The organism is Streptomyces sp. NPDC059224, from assembly GCF_042754285.1.
Classification (GTDB): Bacteria; Actinomycetota; Actinomycetes; order Streptomycetales; family Streptomycetaceae; genus Streptomyces.
Genome location: NZ_JBHZAN010000002.1, coordinates 220397 through 242156 on the forward strand (window position 1 = coordinate 220397; position 21760 = coordinate 242156).

Annotated in this window: 14 protein-coding genes, 3 tRNA genes and 1 pseudogene; 6 read left to right on the top strand and 12 right to left on the bottom strand. The window is 71.4% G+C overall.

From position 1 onward, the window contains the following. Positions 1-660: 660 nt before the first annotated feature. From ACFXI4_RS03455 to ACFXI4_RS03475, 5 genes and pseudogenes are all read right to left on the bottom strand, one after another. The gene (locus ACFXI4_RS03455) at positions 661-909 is read right to left on the bottom strand and encodes a hypothetical protein (RefSeq protein ID WP_362716723.1); all 249 of its coding nucleotides are present in this window, start codon (positions 907-909) and stop codon (positions 661-663) included. Positions 910-1145: 236 nt separating this feature from the next. Then, positions 1146-2385, bottom strand: a pseudogene (locus tag ACFXI4_RS03460) (PP2C family protein-serine/threonine phosphatase). A 1159-nt stretch (positions 2386-3544) separates the two neighbouring features. Beyond that, positions 3545-3621, bottom strand: a tRNA-Ile gene (locus tag ACFXI4_RS03465). Between the two features lie 188 nt (positions 3622-3809). After that, positions 3810-3882 (bottom strand) — tRNA-Asn (locus ACFXI4_RS03470). Positions 3883-3887: 5 nt separating this feature from the next. Then, positions 3888-3960: transfer RNA gene (locus ACFXI4_RS03475), tRNA-Asn, on the bottom strand. Positions 3961-4104: 144 nt separating this feature from the next. Between ACFXI4_RS03475 and ACFXI4_RS03480 the strand changes: the two genes are divergently transcribed. The 4 genes from ACFXI4_RS03480 to ACFXI4_RS03495 all read left to right on the top strand — a co-directional run bounded on the left by ACFXI4_RS03480 (position 4105) and on the right by ACFXI4_RS03495 (position 9804). Further along, positions 4105-4410 carry a YtxH domain-containing protein gene (locus tag ACFXI4_RS03480; protein ID WP_362716729.1) on the top strand — a complete coding sequence of 102 codons (306 nt, stop codon included), beginning with the start codon at positions 4105-4107 and terminating at the stop codon, positions 4408-4410. A gap of 136 nt (positions 4411-4546) precedes the next feature. Further along, on the top strand, positions 4547-6001 hold the full coding sequence (locus ACFXI4_RS03485; RefSeq protein ID WP_384987766.1) for an FGGY family carbohydrate kinase: 1455 nt from the start codon (positions 4547-4549) through the stop codon (positions 5999-6001). A 141-nt stretch (positions 6002-6142) separates the two neighbouring features. Continuing rightward, entirely contained in the window at positions 6143-7876 is a 1734-nt protein-coding gene (locus tag ACFXI4_RS03490) for an ABC transporter ATP-binding protein (protein ID WP_384987768.1), read from the top strand. Then, positions 7876-9804, top strand: coding sequence for an ABC transporter ATP-binding protein (locus ACFXI4_RS03495; protein WP_384987770.1), 1929 nt, complete (start codon positions 7876-7878; stop codon positions 9802-9804). The genes ACFXI4_RS03490 and ACFXI4_RS03495 overlap by 1 nt, the downstream gene beginning before the upstream one ends. A gap of 198 nt (positions 9805-10002) precedes the next feature. Here ACFXI4_RS03495 and ACFXI4_RS03500 read toward each other — a convergent pair whose 3' ends face one another. From ACFXI4_RS03500 to ACFXI4_RS03520, 5 genes are all read right to left on the bottom strand, one after another. Beyond that, positions 10003-11304: an RNA polymerase sigma factor gene (locus tag ACFXI4_RS03500; protein WP_362714933.1), complete on the bottom strand. Its 1302-nt coding sequence runs from the start codon at positions 11302-11304 to the stop codon at positions 10003-10005. A gap of 103 nt (positions 11305-11407) precedes the next feature. Further along, entirely contained in the window at positions 11408-13315 is a 1908-nt protein-coding gene (gene dnaG / locus ACFXI4_RS03505) for a DNA primase (protein WP_384987772.1), read from the bottom strand. Between the two features lie 131 nt (positions 13316-13446). After that, a complete protein-coding gene (locus tag ACFXI4_RS03510) occupies positions 13447-14712 on the bottom strand; it encodes an NAD(P)/FAD-dependent oxidoreductase (protein WP_384987774.1) in 1266 nt (421 codons plus the stop codon). 158 nt (positions 14713-14870) lie between these two features. Further along, a complete protein-coding gene (locus ACFXI4_RS03515; RefSeq protein ID WP_362714924.1) occupies positions 14871-16151 on the bottom strand; it encodes a deoxyguanosinetriphosphate triphosphohydrolase in 1281 nt (426 codons plus the stop codon). 142 nt (positions 16152-16293) lie between these two features. Further along, on the bottom strand, positions 16294-17028 hold the full coding sequence (locus ACFXI4_RS03520) for a sirohydrochlorin chelatase (RefSeq protein ID WP_384987776.1): 735 nt from the start codon (positions 17026-17028) through the stop codon (positions 16294-16296). A 184-nt stretch (positions 17029-17212) separates the two neighbouring features. Here ACFXI4_RS03520 and ACFXI4_RS03525 point away from each other — a divergent pair, with 184 nt between their 5' ends. Next, a complete protein-coding gene (locus ACFXI4_RS03525; protein WP_384987778.1) occupies positions 17213-17965 on the top strand; it encodes a vancomycin high temperature exclusion protein in 753 nt (250 codons plus the stop codon). Here ACFXI4_RS03525 and ACFXI4_RS03530 read toward each other — a convergent pair. Then, positions 17908-19230 (bottom strand): AMP-binding protein, encoded by a 1323-nt coding sequence (locus ACFXI4_RS03530; protein ID WP_384987780.1) that lies wholly within the window; start codon positions 19228-19230, stop codon positions 17908-17910. The two genes, ACFXI4_RS03525 and ACFXI4_RS03530, sit on opposite strands and share 58 nt — an antisense overlap. Before the next feature lie 214 nt (positions 19231-19444). Beyond that, complete coding sequence (locus ACFXI4_RS03535; protein WP_384987782.1) at positions 19445-19897, bottom strand: gamma-glutamylcyclotransferase family protein; 453 nt, start codon at positions 19895-19897, stop codon at positions 19445-19447. Between the two features lie 138 nt (positions 19898-20035). On the opposite strand from ACFXI4_RS03535, the gene ACFXI4_RS03540 reads away from it, so the two are divergent. Continuing rightward, positions 20036-21679 (top strand): M4 family metallopeptidase, encoded by a 1644-nt coding sequence (locus ACFXI4_RS03540; protein WP_384987784.1) that lies wholly within the window; start codon positions 20036-20038, stop codon positions 21677-21679. Positions 21680-21760: the final 81 nt, after the last annotated feature.

The following is a 21760-nucleotide window of genomic DNA, read 5'->3' on the forward strand; positions in this document are numbered from 1 at the left end:
CTTTCGCGAACGGCGGCCCGCGGAAAATGTGATCACTTCCCGGCTCTCGCAGAACTCTCGCAGATGACCGTTCATGAGAATGACCGTGCGTGACACCTGTGGCCGGGGGGGGCGCCCGGTGGCTGGCCGCAGCACGGGTTTTCTTTCCGGTTCCCCGCGCACCGTGAGCGTGACGACCTCTGTCGGGGGCCGGGCCCGGTGGGACACCGCGGCGGTGTCGGGATCGGCGACGCCGCCCACTGCGGGCGCGGGCAGGCCTGGCTCGCCGCCCATGCCATCCCTGCCGGGTCTACCGTGCTGCCCCGGAGCAGGACCGGCTCCTACGGGCTGGTAGGGGTCCCGTGCCGGCCACAGCGGCGCAGTCGAAGTACCTCACCAGCCTCACGGCGCCGGCCGGGACCGAGTGGTTCTACGCCGAGTCGTGACCGCACCGGCACGCTCGGCGTGATCCCCCAAACGGCCCCGGTGAAACCGCCGGGGCCGTCCTTTCAGGCGCAACACGTGAGAGTGCGCAACCCACCATCCATGGTACCCCTGCAAGGTAGTTTCCGACGCGATTCCTTAGGATGACGCGAAGCATGAGCACATTCTGCTCGGACCTCGAGTACCGACGACCGGGCCCAGAAGCCGGTACGCGCGCAACCGTCGGCAAGGGGCTTGCTATTCCGCATTGATGCGCCACTGCCCCCGGACACGGAACCAGAGTCCGGGGGCGTAGATCGATTCGACGACGGCGGCTTCGCCTTTGGTCACCCTGAGGATCCGCAATGCGCCGCTCGGAAGCAGGTCGTACTCGTATGTGGCGGGCGACTCACCTTCGGTGATGTCGTCGTAGGAGATATCTGCTGCCGCCGGCTCCGCGTATTCCTTGGGGGGCCGGTTCTCCACCAGTTTGATGAACACGCTCATACCTTCACGATAGACCTCGCGGCTTTCTCGCGTGAGATGCCGGAGCCATCGCCGGCGGCGCACCACCTGTCGGGCGGTATCGGCTCGTTCCGGGTCTGCGAAGCAGGTGGGGGGCGCCGCCGACGCGCGCCCGCCGGCCGCCTCGCCGCGATCCGGCCGGCCAGGGCCGTTCGACCGTCCGCCAAGGTTCACGGGAGGTCCGCCGTGGCTGACACCCCGTCAAGTTCGAAGACACCTCATGACAGGGTGGCAAGGTGGTCGGCGGCACCCCCGCGCCACTCGATCAGGAAGAGGGTCGCGTCGTCGCTGGTGATCCCGCCTCGCTCCCGGATCAGGGTGCGGGAAAGGGAGCGCACCACCGCCCGAACCCCTTCCTCGGCGTGCTCGATGCGGTTGACCCAGGCGATGAGTTGCTCCTCGCCGAACTGCTCGCCGCGGGCGTCGTGCTCCTCGATCAGGCCGTCGGTGAAGCACAGCACCCGGTCTCCGACCTGGAGCGTCTGCTCGCTGAGCTGGGGCTCGTCGCCGCCGAAGCCGACCGGCAAGGTGGTGGGGCTGTGCAGTTGCCGTACGACCTGGTGGTCGCGAATCAGGAGCGGCGCGGGGTGACCGGCGTTGACCCATTGCAGTCGGCCTGTCGCGACGTTCAGGCGCATCATCTGTGCGGTGACGAAGTGCTCGGGCCCGAACTGCCCGGCGATGGCCCGGTCCATGAACGCGTAGATCCCGGACAGCCCGACGGCGGTACGCCGGGCGTGCCGGTAGGCGCCGATGGCGACGGTCGCCATGGTGGCGGCTTCCAGGCCGTGGCCCATCGCATCGACCGTGGCGACGTGCAGGATGTCGTCGTTGAGGGCGTAGTCGAAGCTGTCGCCCGCGACCTCGTAGGCGGGTTCGAGGATGCCGGCCACCGCGACCTGCGGGGTGGACATCGACAGCGGGGGCAGCAGGGACCACTGGATCTCCGCGGCCACGCTCATCGGCTCGCGCCGTCGGGTCTGGAAGAACTGGTCGGTGTAGCTGTTCTTGGTGACCAGCATGTGGGCGGCCAGGCAGGCCAGTCGGTGCAGCAGCCGCCGGTCGTCGTCGACGGTGTCCAGGGTGAGCGCCAGCACCCCCCACCTGGTCGCTGCCGTCCAGCAACGGCAGGTGGATCCGTACGCCGTCTGCCTGCGGCACCTCGACGGGGGTTCCGCTCCGGAAGGCCCTGCCGGCGGGGGAGCCGTCAACGGGCGCGCGCTCGCCGACGGTCAGCCGCCTACCCGGAAGCGGCACCAGCATCAGTTGTTCGTAGTCCTGCAGGAGGACCGAGACGTCACGGCCCCCGACCCGGCCCACCACGTCCACGATCAGCGGGGCGATCAGATGCGGCGGCATCTCGTGGGCCCGGTCCAGCAACACGCCCAGCAGCCGCTCACCGAATCCTTCCGACCGGTCCGCCGCGCCCTTCTCGGGCTGCGGCTCTCCTGCCGTCACAGCCGCCCCCGCCCTTGACGGATCCGCTGGAAGGCCCAATCACGTGATCGGTGCACACGGACTCCTGATACGACCGCCAATCCGCACCGCCTGACGCGGCCGACCGACCCGACGAGCCGATTACGCCAACGGCGGCATGTCACACCCGCTCAAGAGACGCCTCTCTCGATTCCGGTGTCCATACGGCGGCTCCCGATCTCGCTGCCGAGTGGCTCCGAGACACCAACACCCTGTCGAAAACAGGCATGGTCGCCGCCGTGACTCCCTCCACTGCCGGCCCGCGTGCCGCCAGTCCGCCTACCGGGCCGGCAAGCGGGTACGCGAAGGCGTCACGCACCCGGCCGGGGTGGTGCCCTTCTCGCCGTCGCAGACGTCGCGGGCGGGCTTGTGCGGGCGTCATACCGGTGTTGCACCCGGCTGGATAGATCCCGATCAGCAGATCGGTCCCGCACACGCGGGGCACCGCAGAACCACTGAGCACGGATGGACCGCTTCAGCCGGACACCGCGGCCCTGCTGCGCCCGAACCGACGGACGGCGACGGGATCGTCCCCAGGTGCTCTCCCCCGCAACCCGTGACCCCCGAACACGCCAGGGCCTGTCCGGGGCCATCTCCGCTGACGGGACGGGCCCTGGCCCCCATCTGCAGGAGCCCCTTGGATGTGTCGAAGCCGAGGGCGCGGAGCGCCGCCACGAGAGCGGTCGCCGCGCGGGGACCGCAACCTCGACGTACCTCGCCGCCACGACTCGAGCCCCGTGGCACGACTCATCGAGAAGTCTCCGGACCGTGTCCGGTACGGGCTGTACCCCCGCTCCGGACCGACCTCAGCAGCGGCTCTGTGATCAGGAAACCCAGACACAACGTCCTGCCACCCGCCGTTCCGATGCCCCGGCCCACCCCTGGCAGGCGTCGAAGACACGCAACGGAACAGCGGCTTCCGCCTCCTTGCGTCCTGCGAGCGTCCCGAATTCGTTTTCCAACCGCCCGCGTCAGCCGCACCCGGCGACTTCCCGAACCGGGACGCCAGCGCATCTCCGCAGGTCAGGCCAGCTCGGCCGGCTACGACACCGAACCCGCGAGCAGCGGATTCAGTCCGTTCAGGCAAAGTTGACGCTCCGACACCCGAAAATGAACGTTTCCGCAGCTCAGAGACCTGCGATGGTGGGGCGGGTGGGACTCGAACCCACGGCCGACGGATTATGAGTCCGCTGCTCTAACCGGCTGAGCTACCGCCCCATAGCGGCGTGTCGCGTACAAGTGTGCGCGCCGTCTGCCGCAGCATAGCCGCTCATACGATCTCCTGCTTCGGATGGTCGGCTTCCGCGATGCTCACGACCTTGAGGACATCGGCGCAGGCCCAGCGGTTCCCGCGGACTCGCAACGGACATGAAAAAGGACCCCCGCAGGGGTCCTCGTTCAGCATGCTCCCCCGACTGGACTCGAACCAGTAACCTGCCGGTTAACAGCCGGCTGCTCTGCCAATTGAGCTACGGAGGACCGAGCTCCCCCGACTGGACTCGAACCAGTAACCTGCCGGTTAACAGCCGGCTGCTCTGCCAATTGAGCTACGGAGGAATGCCTCGTTGCATCGAACGTACCTACCTGGGTATTCGCCAGGGGGCGCCCGCTCGCTGCGACACATACATTAGCGCAAGCAGGGGGGTGCTCCGCCAATCGGTACTCCCCGACGAGACTCCCCCCGAGGGAAGGGTGGCCGCCATGCGCTACAAGCTCACGTTCGTCGCCGGGCTCGCTCTTGGCTACGTGCTGGGTACCAGGGCCGGACGCGAGCGATACGAGCAGCTGAAGAAGTCCGCCCGCCAGGTCGCCCAGAACCCGGCGGTCCGCAACACCGCCGAGACCGCCGCCCAGCAGGGCCGGCTCTACGCGGGCAAGGCGTTCCACTCGGTCGGCGCGAAGGTCGGGGACCACGTGCCCGACTCGGTGGCCGCCCGGGTCCGCGCCCTGCGCGAACGCAACCCCAACGGAGCAGCGGCGGACGACTGGGGCACCAGCAACACGTAACGCCGTCGGGGCGGCGGACCCGAGGGGCGCCGGGCACCGGCCGGCCGGTCTCGGCACGTCCGCACCCGCCGGTCCCCGCGAACGCGGGCGGCGCCCTCGGCCGAACCACGGCGGCGCGTGGGGCAGAATTCCCGCCATGGGGATAGTCGCCGGGTTGGACAGCTCACCGGATTTCACTCGCATCGTGGTCTGCGACACGGACACGGGTGCGGTGCTCCGCCAGGGATACGCACCGCACCCGCTCGACACGCCGGACGGCGCGGCACGCCCCAGCGATGTCGATCCGCAGGCCTGGCTGCTCTCGCTCGGCGAGGCCGCCGGCGGCGGGCTCCTGGAGGGCGTGCAGGCCATCGGCGTCTCCGCGCAGCAGAACGCGCTGATCCCGCTGGACGCCCAGGGCAACACCGTCCGCCCGGCGATCGTCGGCGGCGACCGCCGCGCCCAGGTCGCGGCGGCCGATCTCATCGACGCGCTCGGCGGCCGGGAGGCCTGGGCGCAGGCGGTGGGGTGCGTGCCGCAGGCCGCGCAGCCGGTGACCAAGCTGCGCTGGCTGGCGAAGGCCGAGCAGGAGAACGCCCGGCGGACCGCCGGACTGCTGCAGGCCCACGACTGGCTGGTGTGGCAACTGCTGGGGCGGCCGGTCAGGAGGACCACCGATCGCGGCGGCGCCTCCGGGACCGGGTACTGGTCGGCCGCCACCGGCGGCTACCGTCCCGACCTCGTCGAACTGGCCCTCGGCCATCAGGCCATGCTGCCCGAGGTGATCGGGCCCTCGGACGCGGCCGGTACGACTCCGGAGGGACTGCTGATCTCCGCGGGGACCGGCGAGACCATGGCCGCCGCCTTCGGACTGGGGCTGGGCTTCGGGGACGCCGTGGTGTCCCTGGGCGCGTCCGGGTCGGTGATGGCCGTGCACCCGGAGGCGCTCGCCGACACCTCCGGGATGATCACCTCGCTCGCCGACGCCACCGGGATGCACCTGCCGGTGGTGACCACCCTGAACGCCGTACGGACCCTGCGCGGGACCGCCGAACTGCTCGGGCTGTCCGATCTGGAGGGCCTCTCCGACCTGGCGATGAAGTCGACGCCCGGCTCGCACGGGCTGGTCATGCTGCCGTACCTGGAGGGCGAGCGGACCCCGAACCTGCCGCACACCGCCGGGACGCTGGCCGGGCTGCGCCGGGAGTCGATGAAGGCCGAACACCTCGCGCGGGCCGCCTTCGAGGGCATGCTGTGCGGGCTCGCCGACGCGCTGGACGTACTGCGCGGCCGGGGTGTGGAGGTGCGGCGGATCTTCCTGCTGGGACAGGCCGCCGAGCTGCCGGCCGTACAGGCGGCGGCACCGATGCTGTTCGGCGCGCAGGTCGTCGTACCGCAGCCGGCGGACTACGCGGCGATCGGGGCGGCCCGGCAGGCGGCCTGGGCGCTCGGGGTCTCGCAGGGGACCCTGGATCCGCGCACCCCGCCCGTCTGGCAGGGGGCCGCGGCCCAGGTGCTGGAGCCCGGGGACGAGCTGGCCGTCGGGCAGGCGGTGCGGCAGCAGTTCGTGTCGGTGCGGGAGCAGACCCATCCCGGGGCGTTCCGCGCTTAACACCGCGAAGCGCCCGTCCGCTGCCGGGTTAATGGGTTGAGGTAACGCGGGTGGAGTGTCGGACGATAGGGGCCTAGGGCAAGCGATCCCGCCATCCGGGCAAGCGAACCCGCCCCCACCGCCGACTCCGAGAGACGTAGCGTGCTCATACGACTTCTGCGGACCTATCTCAGGCCCTACAGGAAACCCATCTCGATCCTGGTGCTGCTGCAGCTGCTGCAGACCTGCGCCACTCTCTACCTGCCCACGCTCAACGCACACATCATCGACAACGGGGTCGTGAAGGGTGACACGGACTACATCCTGTCGTTCGGCGCCCTGATGATCGGCATCTCGCTCGCGCAGGTGGTGTGCAACATCGGTGCCGTCTACTACGGCGCCAGGACCGCGTCGGCGCTCGGCCGGGATGTGCGCGCCGCCGTCTTCGACCGGGTGCAGTCCTTCTCCTCACGTGAGGTGGGTCACTTCGGAGCGCCCTCTCTCATCACCCGTACGACCAACGACGTACAGCAGGTCCAGATGCTGGTCCTGATGACGTTCACGCTGATGGTGTCGGCGCCCATCATGTGTGTCGGGGGCATCGTGCTCGCCCTCGGCCTGGACGTCCCGCTGTCCGGGGTACTGGTCGCCGTCGTCCCCGTGCTCGGTGTCTCGGTGACCCTGATCGTGCGCCGGCTGCGTCCGCTGTTCCGGGCCATGCAGGTGCGCCTCGACACGGTGAACCGGGTGCTGCGCGAGCAGATCACCGGCAACCGGGTGATCCGCGCGTTCGTCCGCGACGAGTACGAGCAGGGCCGGTTCGGGAAGTCCAACAAGGACCTCACCGAGATGCAGCTGGCCACCGGCAACATGCTGGCGCTGATGTTCCCCATCGTCATGACGACGGTGAACGTGTCGTCGATCGCCGTGGTCTGGTTCGGCGCCCACCGCATCGCCAGCGGTGACATGGCGATCGGCGACCTGACGGCGTTCCTCGCCTACCTGATGCAGATCGTGATGTCCGTGATGATGGCCACCTTCATGTTCATGATGGTGCCGCGCGCCGAGGTCTGCGCCGAGCGCATCGAGGAGGTGCTGGACACCGAGTCCAGCGTCGTCCCGCCGCTCGCGCCGGTCACCGAGCTGCGCCGGCACGGGCACCTGGAGATCCGGGGCGCGGGCTTCCGCTATCCGGGTGCCGAGGAGCCGGTGCTCAAGGCCGTCGACCTGGTGGCCCGGCCCGGCGAGGTGACCGCCGTGATCGGCTCCACCGGAAGCGGCAAGTCCACCCTGCTCGGGCTGGTCGCGCGTCTCTTCGACGCCACGGACGGCCAGGTCCTCGTGGACGGCGAGGACGTCTCGGGCCTCGATCCGAAGCTGCTCGCGCAGACCGTCGGCATGGTCCCGCAGAAGCCGTACCTGTTCGCCGGAACGGTGGCGACCAACCTGCGGTACGGCAACCCGGACGCCACCGACGAGGAGTTGTGGCACGCGCTGGAGGTGGCGCAGGCCAAGGGCTTCGTGGCGGAGCTGGAGGGCGGCCTGAACGCGCCCATCGCCCAGGGCGGTACGAACGTCTCCGGCGGCCAGCGGCAGCGTCTGGCCATCGCCCGCACGCTCGTGCAGCGCCCGGAGATCTACCTCTTCGACGACTCCTTCTCCGCCCTCGACTACGCGACCGACGCGGCCCTGCGCGCCGCGCTCGCGGCGGAGACGGCCGAGGCGACCGTCGTCATCGTCGCCCAGCGGGTGGCGACCATCAGGGAGGCCGACCGGATCGTCGTCCTCGACGAGGGACGGGTCGTCGGCACCGGCCGCCACCACGAACTGATGGCCGGCAACGAGACCTACCGGGAGATCGTGCTCTCCCAGCTGACGGAAGCGGAGGCCGCCTGATGGCCGGGCCCATGGGACGCATGATGGCCGGGAGCGGCCCCGACCAGCGCTCGATGGACTTCAAGAACTCGGGCAAACGGCTTCTCGCCCGGTTCAGGCCCGAACAGCTCACGATCTACGTGCTGCTGTTCTGTGTGGTCGCGAGCGTCACCCTCAGCGTGATCGGCCCCAAGATCCTGGGCCGCGCCACCGACCTGGTGTTCGCCGGCGTCATCGGCGAGCAGATGCCGGCCGGCGCCACCAAGGAACAGGTGCTCCAGGGGATGCACGAGCGGGGCCAGGGGGCCGTCGCCGACATGCTGGGGAGCACCGACTTCACGCCCGGCAAGGGCATCGACTTCGGCCAGGTCGGCGACGTCCTGCTGTTCGCGCTCGGCACCTACGTCGTCGCCGGCCTGCTGATGGCGGTGGCGACCCGGCTGGTCAACCGGTCCGTCAACCGCACGATGTACCGGCTGCGCGAGGACGTCCAGGGGAAGCTGTCGCGGCTCCCGCTGTCGTACTTCGACAAGCGGCAGCGCGGCGAGGTGCTCTCCCGGGCGACCAACGACATCGACAACATCGGCCAGACGCTGCAGCAGTCGATGGGCCAGCTCATCAACTCGCTGCTCACCATCATCGGCGTGCTCGCGGTGATGTTCTGGGTGTCCTGGATCCTGGCGCTGGTGGCCCTGGCCACCGTGCCGCTGTCGTTCCTCGTCGCCACCCGCATCGGCAAGCGCTCACAGCCGCACTTCGTGCAGCAGTGGCGCACCACCGGCAAGCTCAACGCCCACGTCGAGGAGATGTACACCGGGCACACCCTGGTGAAGGTCTTCGGCCGGCAGCAGGAGTCGGCGCAGCAGTTCGCCGAGCAGAACGACGCACTGTACGAGGCCGGGTTCAAGGCGCAGTTCAACAGCGGGGTGATGCAGCCGCTGATGATGTTCGTGTCCAACCTGAACTATGTTCTGGTGGCGGTCGTCGGCGGTCTGCGGGTGGCCTCGGGTGCGCTGTCCATCGGTGACGTCCAGGCGTTCATCCAGTACTCCCGGCAGTTCTCGATGCCGCTGACCCAGGTCGCCTCGATGGCCAACCTGGTGCAGTCGGGGGTCGCGTCGGCCGAGCGGATCTTCGAACTCCTCGACGCGGAGGAGCAGGAGGCCGACCCGGTGCCGGGCGAGCGTCCGGCGGAGCTGCGCGGGCGGGTGGCGCTGGAGCACGTGTCGTTCCGGTACGACCCGGAGAAGCCGCTCATCGAGGACCTCTCGCTGACGGTGGAACCGGGCCACACGGTGGCGATCGTCGGCCCGACCGGCGCCGGCAAGACCACCCTGGTCAACCTGCTGATGCGGTTCTACGACGTCTCCGGCGGCCGGATCACCCTGGACGGCGTCGACATCACGCACATGTCCCGGGACGACCTCCGGGCCGGGATCGGCATGGTGCTCCAGGACACCTGGCTGTTCGGCGGCTCGATCGCGGAGAACATCGCCTACGGTGCCTCGCGCGAGGTCACCCGGGGCGAGATCGAGGAGGCGGCGCGGGCGGCCCACGCCGACCGGTTCGTCCGGACCCTCCCCGAGGGCTACGACACGGTGATCGACGACGAGGGCACCGGCGTCAGCGCGGGTGAGAAGCAGCTCATCACCATCGCGCGGGCGTTCCTGTCCGACCCGACGATCCTGGTCCTGGACGAGGCGACGTCCTCGGTGGACACCCGTACCGAGGTGCTGATCCAGAAGGCGATGGCCAAGCTGGCGCACGGACGCACCTCGTTCGTCATCGCCCACCGGCTGTCGACGATCCGCGACGCCGACACCATCCTGGTGATGGAGAACGGCTCGATCGTCGAACAGGGCGCGCACACCGAGCTGCTGGCGGCCGACGGGGCGTACGCGCGGCTGTACAAGGCGCAGTTCGCGCAGGCGGTGGCCGAGGTGGACTGACCGGCGGCGGCACCCGAGCGGACGGTACGGCGGCCCCGCCCTCCCCGAGGGCGGGGCCGCTGCCGCCGTCGGGCCGGCCCGGTGGCCGGACACCTACTGCCGGGATCCCATCGTCTGACGGGAATCGGCCACCCCCGTTCTCCCTACGCTGCCGGCGTGGGGAGGGCCGGCCGCCGAGGGTGGCGGGGTGGGCGGTTCTCAGTCCAGGTAGCCCCTCAGCTGGTCCGCGAAGGCGTGGTCCCGGAGCTTGTTGAGCGTCTTCGACTCGATCTGCCGGATCCGTTCCCGTGTGACGCCGAAGATGCGCCCGATCTCCTCCAGCGTCCGGGGGCGGCCGTCGGCCAGGCCGTACCTCAGCTGTACGACCTTCCGCTCCCGCTCTCCGAGCGTCGACAGCACCGCCTCCAGGTGCTCGCGCAGCAGCAGGAACGCCGCCGACTCCACCGGGCTCGCCGCGTCGCCGTCCTCGATGAGGTCGCCGAGGGCCACGTCGTCCTCCTCGCCGACCGGGGCGTGCAGGGAGACCGGTTCCTGGGCGAGCCGGAGCACCTCGCCGACCCGCTCCGGGGCGAGGTCGAGGTGGGCGGCGACCTCCTCCGGCGTCGGCTCGTAGCCCCGCTCCTGGAGCATCCGGCGCTGGACGCGCACCACCCGGTTGATGAGTTCCACGACGTGGACGGGGACCCGGATGGTCCGGGCCTGGTCCGCCAGGGCACGGGACATGGCCTGGCGGATCCACCAGGTCGCGTACGTCGAGAACTTGTAGCCACGGGCGTAGTCGAACTTCTCGACGGCACGGATCAGGCCCAGGTTTCCCTCCTGGACGAGGTCCAGCATGGTCAGGCCGCGGCCGACGTACCGCTTGGCGACCGAGACGACGAGCCGCAGGTTGGCCTCGATGAGCCGGCGCTTGGCCATGCGGCCCATGACGACCAGCCGGTCGAGGTCGAGGGCCAGTTCGCTGTCGAGGTCCGGGGCGCCGCCCAGCTTCTCCTCGGCGAACAGGCCGGCCTCGACGCGGCGGGCGAGTTCGACCTCCTCGGCGGCGGTGAGCAGCGGGATACGGCCGATCTCGCGCAGGTACTGCCGGAACAGGTCCGAGGAGGGACTGCCGGCGTCGACGCGGGGCGCGGCGGCGGGCTCCGGCTCCGGCTCGGTCTCCGGGGCGTCGGCCGCGAGTTCCTCCACGGCCGGGCCCTCGGCCTCCTTGGGCTCCGCCTCCGTCTCGGGATGGAGCGCGAGCCGGCTCTGCGGCGGCACGCCGGCGTAGGCGTCGGCGTCGGCTTCCGGCTCGTCCGTGAGCGTGCTGTCGGTCTGGGTCAGGGTCTGGGTCTGCACGGGGGCGACCTCCAGGATGATCGCTGCCAGGGGGTACGGCAGCGGTACTTCGGGGGCGGAGACGACGGCCTCGCCGCTGTCCGTCCCGTACGCGATGAGTGGAACGGCGGGGGTGTGGGACCCGTCCGGGACGGGCCGGCCGCGCTCCGAGGACTCAGGCACCGCCCCCAGTGTGGGGTACGACACATCGCCGCCACGAGGGGCGTGCGGTGACTTTTTGCGTCCGGTCCGTGACCGCGTGGTTATCCTGCGGGCCGGCTCCGGCTCACAGGGCGGCGACGCCGCGCTCGCGCAACGCCTGACCGTACTGCTGGAGCACCCACAACTCGTTCTGTACGGCGGCGAGTTGAGCCGGGTCACCGCCGCTGCCGAGGCGGGTGAGGGTGATCTGGATCTCGTGGATACGGCGGTCCACGGCCCGGCGGCGGACGGTCACCAGTTGCTCGCCCGCGTAGTTCTCGTCGACCGTGCGGCGCATGATCGCCTCGACGGCGAGCTCCGTGACCATGGCACGGACCACGTCGTCGGGCGCCACCTCACGGACCCGGACCAGGTACTCCTGCGGGTCCTGCACGCCGTACTCGGCGCCGCCGGCGTCCATGACGGCCTGCCGTACGGCCGCGTACGGGGCGGCGGTGAACTCGTCGACGCCGTACGCGTCGAATGCCGGGGAGACCAACTCGGGCCGCTGGAGGGCGAGTTTCAGCAGCTCACGCTCAGTGGCGTAGACCGCGTTGCGCAGATTGAGGGCGGGGCCCGAGACGGCCGGGCGCGAGCCGCCGGTGTCGTACGACGGCTGTTGCGGGCCGCGGGCCGGGGCGGCACCCCGCCCGCCCTTGTCCCGTGCCCAACGGGCCAGCTGCGCCACCCTCTTGACCACGAACTGGGTGTCGAGGATGCCGAGCATGCCGGCCAGTTCCACGGCGACCTCGTGCTGGGCACCGCTGTTCTTGATCCGGGCGACGATCGGCGCCGCCTCGTCCAGGGCGGCCGCGCGGCCCGCCGGGGTGTCCAGGTCGTAGCGGGCCACGATCTGGCGGAGCGCGAACTCGAAGAGCGGGGTGCGGGGTTCGGCCAGGTCGGCGACCGCCTCGTCGCCCTTGGCCAGGCGCAGCTCGCAGGGGTCCATGCCGTCGGGCGCGATGGCGATGTACGTCTCGGCGGCGAACTTCTGGTCGTCCTCGAAGGCGCGCAGGGCGGCCTTCTGGCCGGCCGCGTCACCGTCGAAGGTGAAGATCACCCGGGCGCTGCCGTTGTCCATCAGCAGCCGGCGCAGGATCTTGATGTGCTCGCCGCCGAAGGCCGTACCGCAGGTGGCGATCGCGGTCGTCACCCCGGCCAGGTGACAGGCCATGACGTCGGTGTAGCCCTCGACCACGACCGCGCGGCTGGACTTCGCGATGCTCTGCTTGGCGAGGTCGATGCCGTACAGGACCTGGGACTTCTTGTAGATCGCGGTGTCGGGCGTGTTGAGGTACTTGGGGCCGTTGTCCGCCTCGTACAGCTTGCGGGCGCCGAAGCCGACGACCTCGCCGCCGATGTCCCGGATCGGCCACATCAGCCGCCCCCGGAACCGGTCGATGGGCCCGCGCCGCCCCTCCTGCGACAGCCCCGACAGCAGCAGCTCCTTGTCGGTGAACCCCTTGCCGCGCAGATAGCGGGTGAGGTGGTCCCAGCCCTGGGGGCTGTAGCCGACGCCGAAGTGGACGGCCGCGGCCTGGTCGAAGCCGCGCTCGGCCAGGAAGACCCGGCCGGTCTCGGCCTCGGGGCTGGTGGCGAGCTGTTCCGCGTACCAGCCGGCGGCGATCTTGTGCGCCTCGACCAGCCGGATCCGCTCACCGCGCTGGTGGGAGGGGTTGTACCCGCCCTCCTCGTAACGCAGCGTGATGCCTGCCAGCCCGGCCAGCCGCTCGACCGCCTCCGAGAAGGAGAGGTGGTCGATCTTCATGACGAACGTGAGGGTGTCGCCGCCCTCCTGGCAGCCGAAGCAGTGGAAGAGTCCCTTGCTCGGGCTGACCTGGAAGGACGGCGACTTCTCGTCGTGGAACGGGCAGAGCCCCTTGAGGTTCCCGCCGCCCGCGTTGCGCAGCTGGAGGTACTCGGACACGACGGCGTCGATCGGGACCGCGTCCCGGACCGCCTTCACATCCTCGTCATTGATCCGTCCTGCCACGGGTGAATTCTACGGTCACCGACGTGCCCCGAAGATGCGCCGGGGGTACCCCCGGCCGAAGGCTCGGGGAGGAACCGCGCGAGCGACCCCGCCGGCCCCGCACCCGCGACACCACGGCCCCCGGCAGCCCCTCAGGCGCCGAGGCTGTCCAGCGGCACCTTGGGGTCCGCCAAGGCCTCCGCGTCCACCACGGCCCTCGAAGTGATCAGCTTCTGGATCGGCTCTGTGACATCCCACACGTTCACGTTCATCCCGGCCAGCACCCGTCCCTCCTTCAGCCAGAACGCGATGAACTCCCGCTTCCCCGCGTCCCCCCGGATGACGACCTCGTCGTACGACCCGGCCGGTGCCCATCCGCTGTACTCCATGCCGAGGTCGTACTGGTCGGAGAAGAAGTAGGGCACCCGGTCGTAGGCCGGCTCGCCGCCCAGCATCGAGCGCGCCGCCGCCGGACCGCCGTTCAGCGCGTTGGCCCAGTGCTCGACCCGCAGTCGGGTGCCGAACAGGGCGTGCGGGAAGGACGCCACGTCACCGGCCGCGTAGATGTCCGGGTCGGAAGTCCGCAGACGTTCGTCGACGACGATGCCGCCGCCGTGCGCACGGTCGGCGATCTCCAGCCCCGCCGCCTCGCCGAGGCCGGTGCGGGGCGCCGCGCCGATCGCCGCGAGGACGTCGTGCGCCGGGTGCTCCTCGCCGTCGTCGGTGCGGGCCGCGAGCACCATGCCGTCCTGCCCGACGATCTCGGTGAGCCGCACGCCGAACCGGAACCGCACCCCGTGCTCCTGGTGCAGCTGCGCGAAGACATTGCCGAGCTCGGGTCCGAGTACGCCGTGCAGCGGGGTCGGCCCGTGCTCGATGACGGTGACCTCGGCGCCGTACGTCCGGGCCGCCGCCGCGATCTCCAGGCCGATCCAGCCGGCGCCCGCGATGACGAGGTGCCCGTTGTCCCGGCCGAGGGCGGCGAGGACGCCCTTGAGGCGCTCCGCGTGCGCGAGGCGGCGCAGGTGGTGGACGCCGGCCAGGTCGGTACCGGGAATGTCGAGGCGGCGGGGCTCGGCGCCGGTGACGAGCAGCAGCTTGTCGTAGCGGACGATCGTGCCGTCGTCACCGAAGCGGACGGTCTTGGCGGCGCGGTCGATCCGGTCCACGGTCTGGCCGAGGTGCAGCTCGATGTCGTTGCGCGCGTACCAGGCGGGCTCGTGCACGAAGACGCTGTCGCGCTCCTCCTTGCCGAGCAGGTAGCCCTTGGACAGCGGCGGCCGCTCGTACGGGTGGTCGCGTTCGTCGCAGATCAGTATCACCCGGCCGCTGAAGCCCTCGGCTCGGAGCGTCTCGGCCGCCTTCGCGCCGGCGAGTCCGCCACCGACGATGACGAATGTCTGGTCCGCGTCGACCACTTGATGCCTCCTCGTAAGGGTGCCGCTACATATGCCGCCCACATGCGCCGCACTGTGAGCCTCCCGCACACAGCGTGATGCGGGAAGAGGGAGTGCCCCCCACTGGCGCGATCATGACCCGTTCAGGCCACGGAGAGTCACAGAGGGTCACGAAATATTCACATACGCCCCGTCAGCCTCGCATGCAGCGACCGCGCGGAGGCGTCGGTGAGCGAGGCGATCTGATCGACGATCACGCGCTTGCGGGCGTGGTCGTCGCCGGCCGCGTCGAACAGCGCCCGGAACTGCGGGTCGAGGCCGTCGGGTGCGCGGCGGGTCAGCGCCTCGGCGAGTTCGGCGACGACGACCCGCTGCTCGGCGCGGATCCGCTCCTGTTCGGCCCGCTGCATGACGTAACGGTGCGCGATCGCCTTCAGCACCGCGCACTCCATCCGGGCCTCGCGCGGTACGACGAGTTCGGCGCCGTAGCGGGTGAGCCGGCCGGCGCCGTACGTCGCGCGGGTGGCGGCCTCCGCGGCCAGGCAGAAACGGCCGATGAGCTGGCTGGTGGCGTCCTTGAGGCGGGCCTGGGCTGCCGCCGTGCCGTCGTAGCCGTGCGGCCACCACTCCTCGTCCTGGAGCCGGTCCAGGGCGGCGGCGAGTTCGGCGGGGTCGGTGCCGGCCGGCACGTATCTGCCGACGGCGACCGCGTAGACCTCCCGCCGTTCGGGTTCGGCGTGCAGGCAGTTGGGGTCGATATGGCCGGCGTGCAGGCCGTCCTCGACGTCGTGCACGGAGTAGGCGACGTCGTCGGACCAGTCCATGACCTGCGCCTCGAAGCAGGTGCGGGTGCCGGGGGCCTCCTTGCGGACCCAGTCGAAGACCGGGCGGTCGTCCTCGTACACACCGAACTTCGGGGACGCCGGGTCGGTGGGGTGCGCGCCGCGCGGCCAGGGGTACTTGGTGGCCGCGTCCAGGGCGGCACGGGTGAGGTTGAGGCCGACGGAACCCTCGGGGGTGAACCGCTTGGGCTCGATGCGGGTGAGCAGGCGCAGCGACTGGGCGTTGCCCTCGAAACCGCCGCAGTCGTCCGCGAACTCGTTCAGCGCCTGCTCGCCGTTGTGGCCGAAGGGCGGGTGGCCGAGGTCGTGCGAGAGACAGGCGGCCTCGACGAGGTCGGGGTCGCAGCCGAGTGCGGCGCCCAGTTCCCGGCCGACCTGGGCGCATTCGAGGGAGTGGGTGAGGCGGGTGCGGGGGCTGGCGTCCCACATCTGGCTGGGGTTGCCGGGGGTGACGACCTGGGTCTTGCCGGCGAGTCTGCGCAGCGCGGCGCTGTGCAGCACGCGGGCGCGGTCGCGCTGGAAGGCGGTGCGGCCGGGGCGCTTGTCGGGTTCGGGGGCCCATCGGTCGGCCGACGCCGGGTCGTAGGCCGAGGTGGCTGCGGGTGCGGGGACTGCCATGGTTCGACAGTACGGGGCGATAGTGGCAAACGGGCGCTTGAGGCGCTGCCGGCCTGCCGGGCCGGGTTTCGGGTGCGGGAGCGTCGTGGCCGGTCGCGCGGTTCCTCCCCCGCCTTCGGCCGGGGGTACCACCGGCGCCCCTCTAGGCCGCTGCTGTGACCGGCGTTTCCCGTGCCTGTCCGTAGCGGTGCAGGATCAGGGCGGCCATCGCGTCGTGGGCTCCCAGCGGGGCCGACGCCAGCCAAGGAGCGTGGCGCGCGCACTGCGTGGCGAAGCGGCCCGGGGCCGTGAAGCAGGAGGCGACGGCGATGCGGTGGCGGCCCTTCGCCCGCAGGGCGGTGATCGCGTCCGCGACCGTGGGCGTCGCCGCCGACGCGTAGGCCGGGACGACCGGGACGCCCAGGCGTTCCGCGAGGAGCCGGGCCGTGCGGCCGGTGTCGGCCCTGGCGTCGGGATCGCGGGAACCCGCCGCCGCAAGGACGACGGCGCTCGCGGGCCGGCGCCGCCAGCCGGCCTCCAGCAGGCGGGCGTGCAGCGTGTCGGCGAGCAGCGGGTGCGGGCCGAGCGGGCCCGCCACCCGCGTCGGCGCCTGCGCCGCGGCCGCCGCCTCGGGGATGTCCCGTTTGACGTGGTGGCCGCGGGCGAGGAGCAGCGGGACCAGGACGGCGGGGGTGCCGCCGAGGGCCGCGAGGGTGTCCGGGAGCGGCGGTTCGTTCAGCTCGATGTGGCCGAGGTGCACGGACAGTTCGGGGCGCAGCGCGCGTACCCGGTCCATGAGCGCGCGCACGGTGGTGAGGGCACGCGGGTCACGGCTGCCGTGGGCCACCAGGACCAGTGCGGGCGGGCCGGGGCGCGGGGGGAGGTCGGACACGGTCATGCAGGAATCCTCGCCGGGCGGGGTTGCACCCCCGTTGCCTGACCGTCACGGGAGTTTTCGTACGCTTCACGTCACGAACCCGGCCGTTGTGAGCGAACCGGATCGCCTCGTCCCGCGTCCTCCAGGGTCGGGGCCTCCGAAAGAGGCCAGGGGGACGCCGAGGGAAGCCGAGGGGGACAACCGTATGAAGATCCGCCGACCGCGTCTGCCGCGCACCCGCACCGGCAGACGGCGGCTGGTGCAGGGTGTGATGGCCGGCTGCGTGCTGGCGCTGCTGCCGGCCACCTGGCTGTACGTGTCGACGGCCGGCCGGCTGCGCACGGTGGCGGACGTCCCCCGCACCGACGTCGCGATGGTGTTCGGCGCCGGCCTGTGGGACGGCGAGCCGTCGCCGTATCTCGCCAACCGCCTGAACGCGGCGGCCCGGTTGTACAAGGAGGGGCGTATCAAGGTGGTCCTCGTCACCGGCGACAACAGCCGCGAGGACTACGACGAGCCCGACGCCATGCGCACCTACCTCACCGGGCACGGAGTCCCGGCCGGGCGCATCGTCAGCGACTACGCGGGCTTCGACACCTGGGACTCCTGCGTCCGCGCGAAGAAGATCTTCGGCGTGGACCGGGCGGTACTGATCAGCCAGGGCTTCCACATCCGGCGCGCGGTGGCGCTGTGCGAGGCGGCCGGGGTGCAGTCGTACGGCGTCGGGGTCGACGCCAAGCACGACGCGACCTGGTACTACGGCGGGACGCGGGAGGTCCTCGCGGCGGGCAAGGCGGCCGTGGACGTGCTGTTCGAGCCGAACCCCCGGTTCCTCGGCAAGAGGGAACCGGGGGTCGCGAAGGCCCTGGCCGCGGCGGACCGCCGGGCCGGGTGGACCGGTCAGGAGCACGGGGCGGTGTCGGCGTACGTGGCCGCCGCCGGGGGCCCGGCCGCCTGACGCGGGCGGCCGCCACCGGTGCGCGGACGCGAAGCGGGCGGCTCCGTTCGGTGGCCGTCGGCGCGGCCGAGGTGGTCGAGGCCGCCGTCGGCGTTCCAGCGGCCGAGCGCGCCGGTGCGGACCATGGTGTGGCCCTCGCCGAGGAACGGATCGGGTGCGTACCGCCCGGTGTTCGACGCGTCGCCGCCGACGTGTCCCGCCGGGACGCAGGCGCCGCCCGCCCACACCTCGCCCCGCTCGCCGACGGGCAGCGGCCGGCGGTCGGCGTCGAGGACGTACACCGTGGTGTCGGCGACGGGACGGCAGGCGGCCGGGCGGACGGCCGCCGGGTCGTGGCGGGCCATGGTGTTCACGACGGCCCCCACGGCCGGGCCCCGGCAGTCGAAGAGCGCGGCCCGCCGCGCCCAGCGGTCCGCGAGCGGGCGCGGCAGGCCGGGCTCCCCGGCGACGGCGACCGTGCGCAGGCGTGGGCAGTCGGCGGGGTCGATGCCGGACAGCACGGCCGGGGTGGCGATCAGGACGGTCGCGGAGCGGGCCGCGGCGGCGAGGTCCGCGCCGCGGATGACCAGGGTGGCGCCGCCGGCGAGACAGCCGAGGATCTCCCAGGCCGCGAGGCCCGAGGCGAGGTCGAGGAGTTGGGCCACCCGGTCGCCGGGACGGGTGCCGAGGCCGCCGGGCTCGGTGAGCAGCAGGTTGGTGACGTTGCGGTGGGTCGCCTTCACGCCTTCGGGGCGGCCGGCGGCGAAGAGGACGTGGCAGCCGTCGTCGGGGTGCGGGAGCAGGATCGGGGTGACCCGCTGGTAGGGCACGGGGTCGTCGAGGGCGATCAGCCGGTGGCCGTCGGGGAGCGGGATGCGCGGGGCAAGTTCCTTCTGGGTGAGGACCACCCGGGTACGCGCGGTGCGGACGACGTGGCGGAGCCGCCCGGGGGGCGTGCGGCCGATGTCCTGGGGGACGTAGGCGGCACCGGCCTCGAGAACGGCGAGCAGGCCGACCGGCATCGGGACGGAACGGCGGGTGAACAGGCCGACGTGGTCGCCCGGCCGGACGCCCGCACGGACCAGGTGGGCGGCGAGGGCGTAGCGGTCGAGTTCGCCGTAGGTGAGGGTGGCGCCGTGGTGTTCGGCGGCGACGGCGTGGGGGTGGACGATCGCGTGCCGTCCGACCGCGCGGTGGACGAGCGGTTCGTGGACGGGTGCGCCGGGGCCGCGGCCGTACCGCCAGAAGAGGTGCTGGTCGCGCGGGGTGAGGTGACGCAGAGGCATGGCTCAAAGACCTCCTGGCCGCCTACGTGTACGTGGGGGGAGGCCTGGTCCGGGTGCGGCGGGGGCCCGGTCGGGGCCGTCGGGGGGCGTGCGTGGTGCTTGGCGAACAGGTGCACGACTGTAGTGCGGCCCCTCGAGGTCTCAACGGTCGCCGATCGGCCAACCCCGGCCCGGATCAAGCCACATGGGCCGCGAGGAACCGCCGGAGCCGCCGTCACGGGACGGTCGGGCCGGGCTGCCCGCGGGCCCGCCAGTCACCGCCCTCGATACGGCGGCCGTCCGTCCGCAGCCGGGCGGCGACGACGTCCCCCGCGAGGTACACCCAGGCCCGGACGGCGGCCCCGTCCCGCCGTCGTACGGCGTCCCGCTCCACGCGCACGTACAGACTGCGCGGGTCCCCCGGCACGTACTCCTCCAACGCGTCGAGTTCCAGGAGGAGCCGGTCGTACGTCTGAGGGCGGGCGGTGACCAGTTCACCGCTCAGTTCACCGCCCGGCTCCTCGACCGCGTAGGGATAGCCAGGCCCGTCGTACAGCACCGCGTCGGGGAGCCGGCCGGGTTCCTCGGACACGGTCCGCCCCCGCAGGAACAGGTCGTGGTTGGGCTGGCCGGGGCGGAGCGTGCCGTAGACGAAGAAGGGGAGGTGGCGACGGTTCCGGGTGGTCACAGAAAGGATTCTCCACCCCCTTCACCCCCACACACATCTCCATGGAGGCGCTATGGACATGAGTTGTCATGGCCTCTTAAATCGCAGTCGTCATCAGCGCCACCCCCACGCCTCTGAGGCGCATCTCCAAGGAGACCGATGAGCCGGACACGGAACACCCGAGTTTCCCGTCTCGCCACGGCCGGCGTCGCCGCCACCACCGCGACCCTGCTGGCCGCCGCGCTCTCTCCCGCCGCCCACGCCGACACGAGACCGACCCGGGCCACCGCGATCGAGAACGCGGCACAGGCGCTCGTCCGGTACGCCGGCACCCTCGGCCTCACCTCCACCGAGGGCACCAAGGTCCGGGACGTGATCGTCGACAGCAACGGCACCCAGCACGTCCGCTACGACCGTACCTACCGTCAGCTCCCCGTGCTGGGCGGTGACTTCGTCGTCCACCTCAAGGCGGACGGCGCCTACCGCGGTGCCGACCGGGCGACCCGGGGGACGATATCCCTCGCCTCCACCGTCCCGGAGATATCCGCCCCGAAGGCCGCCGGCCTCGCGGTGAACGCGCTGCGGGCGGCGAACCTCGGCGACGCGCTGAAGCAGGTGCGGGCCAAGCCGGAGCTGGTCGTCGACGCCCTGCACGGCGCCCCCAAGCTGGCCTGGCGCACCAACGCGGTCGGCAAGGACTCGCTCGGCAACCCGGTCGCCCGCACGGTGCTGACCGACGCCCGCACCGGCGCCCAGATCGACGCCTGGGACAGCATCGAGACGGCGACCGGCGACGGCAGGTCGCTGTACAGCGGTACGGTCCCGCTGGAGACGACGCAGTCGGGATCGGCGTACAACCTCACGGATCCCACCCGCGGCAACACGTACACGGGTGACGCGGCCAACAAGACGGACCTGTGCGTCTTCGGCATCTGCATCGTCCGGGCGCCGTCGACCGTGTTCACGGACACCGACAACCACTGGGGCACCGGGGCGACCGCGGACCGCGCCTCGGCGGCCGTCGACGCCCAGTACGGCACCAACGAGACCTGGGACTACTACAAGAACGTCCACAACCGTAACGGCATCGCGGGCGACGGCAAGGGCTCGTACAACCGCGTCCACTACGGCAACAGCTACAACAACGCCTTCTGGGACGACAGCTGCTTCTGCATGACGTACGGCGACGGCGACGGGACCACCTTCGGTCCGCTGGTGGCGCTGGACGTGGCGGGCCACGAGATGACCCACGGCGTCACCTCCAAGACCGCGGCGCTGACGTACTCGGGCGAGTCCGGCGGCCTGAACGAGGCGACCTCCGACATCCTGGGCACGCTGGTGGAGTGGTACGCGAACAACTCCTCCGACCCGGCCGACTACCTGATCGGCGAGAAGATCGTCCGCTCCGGCTTCGGCAAGGCGGCGCTGCGCTTCATGGACCAGCCGTCGAAGGACGGGAACTCGGCGGACTACTGGAGTTCGTCGGTGGGGAACCTGGACGTGCACTATTCGTCGGGCGTCGCCAACCACTTCGCCTACCTGCTGGCGGAAGGCAGCGGCGCGAAGACCGTCAACGGCGTGAGTTACAACTCCCCCACGTACAACGGCTCGACGGTCACCGGCATCGGCCACGACAAGCTGGGCGCGATCTGGTACCGCGCGCTGACGGTCTACATGACGTCCTCCACCAACTACGCGGGCGCCCGCACGACGACTCTCAACGCGGCGAAGGACCTCTACGGCGCGGGCAGCGCGGAGTACAACGCGGTGGCGGCGGCCTGGAGCGCGGTCAACGTGAACTGAGCGGCGGCACGCGGAACCGAGGACGGCCGTCCCGGTGCCGGTGCACCGGGACGGCCGTCACACGCACCCCGGAAAAAGGGG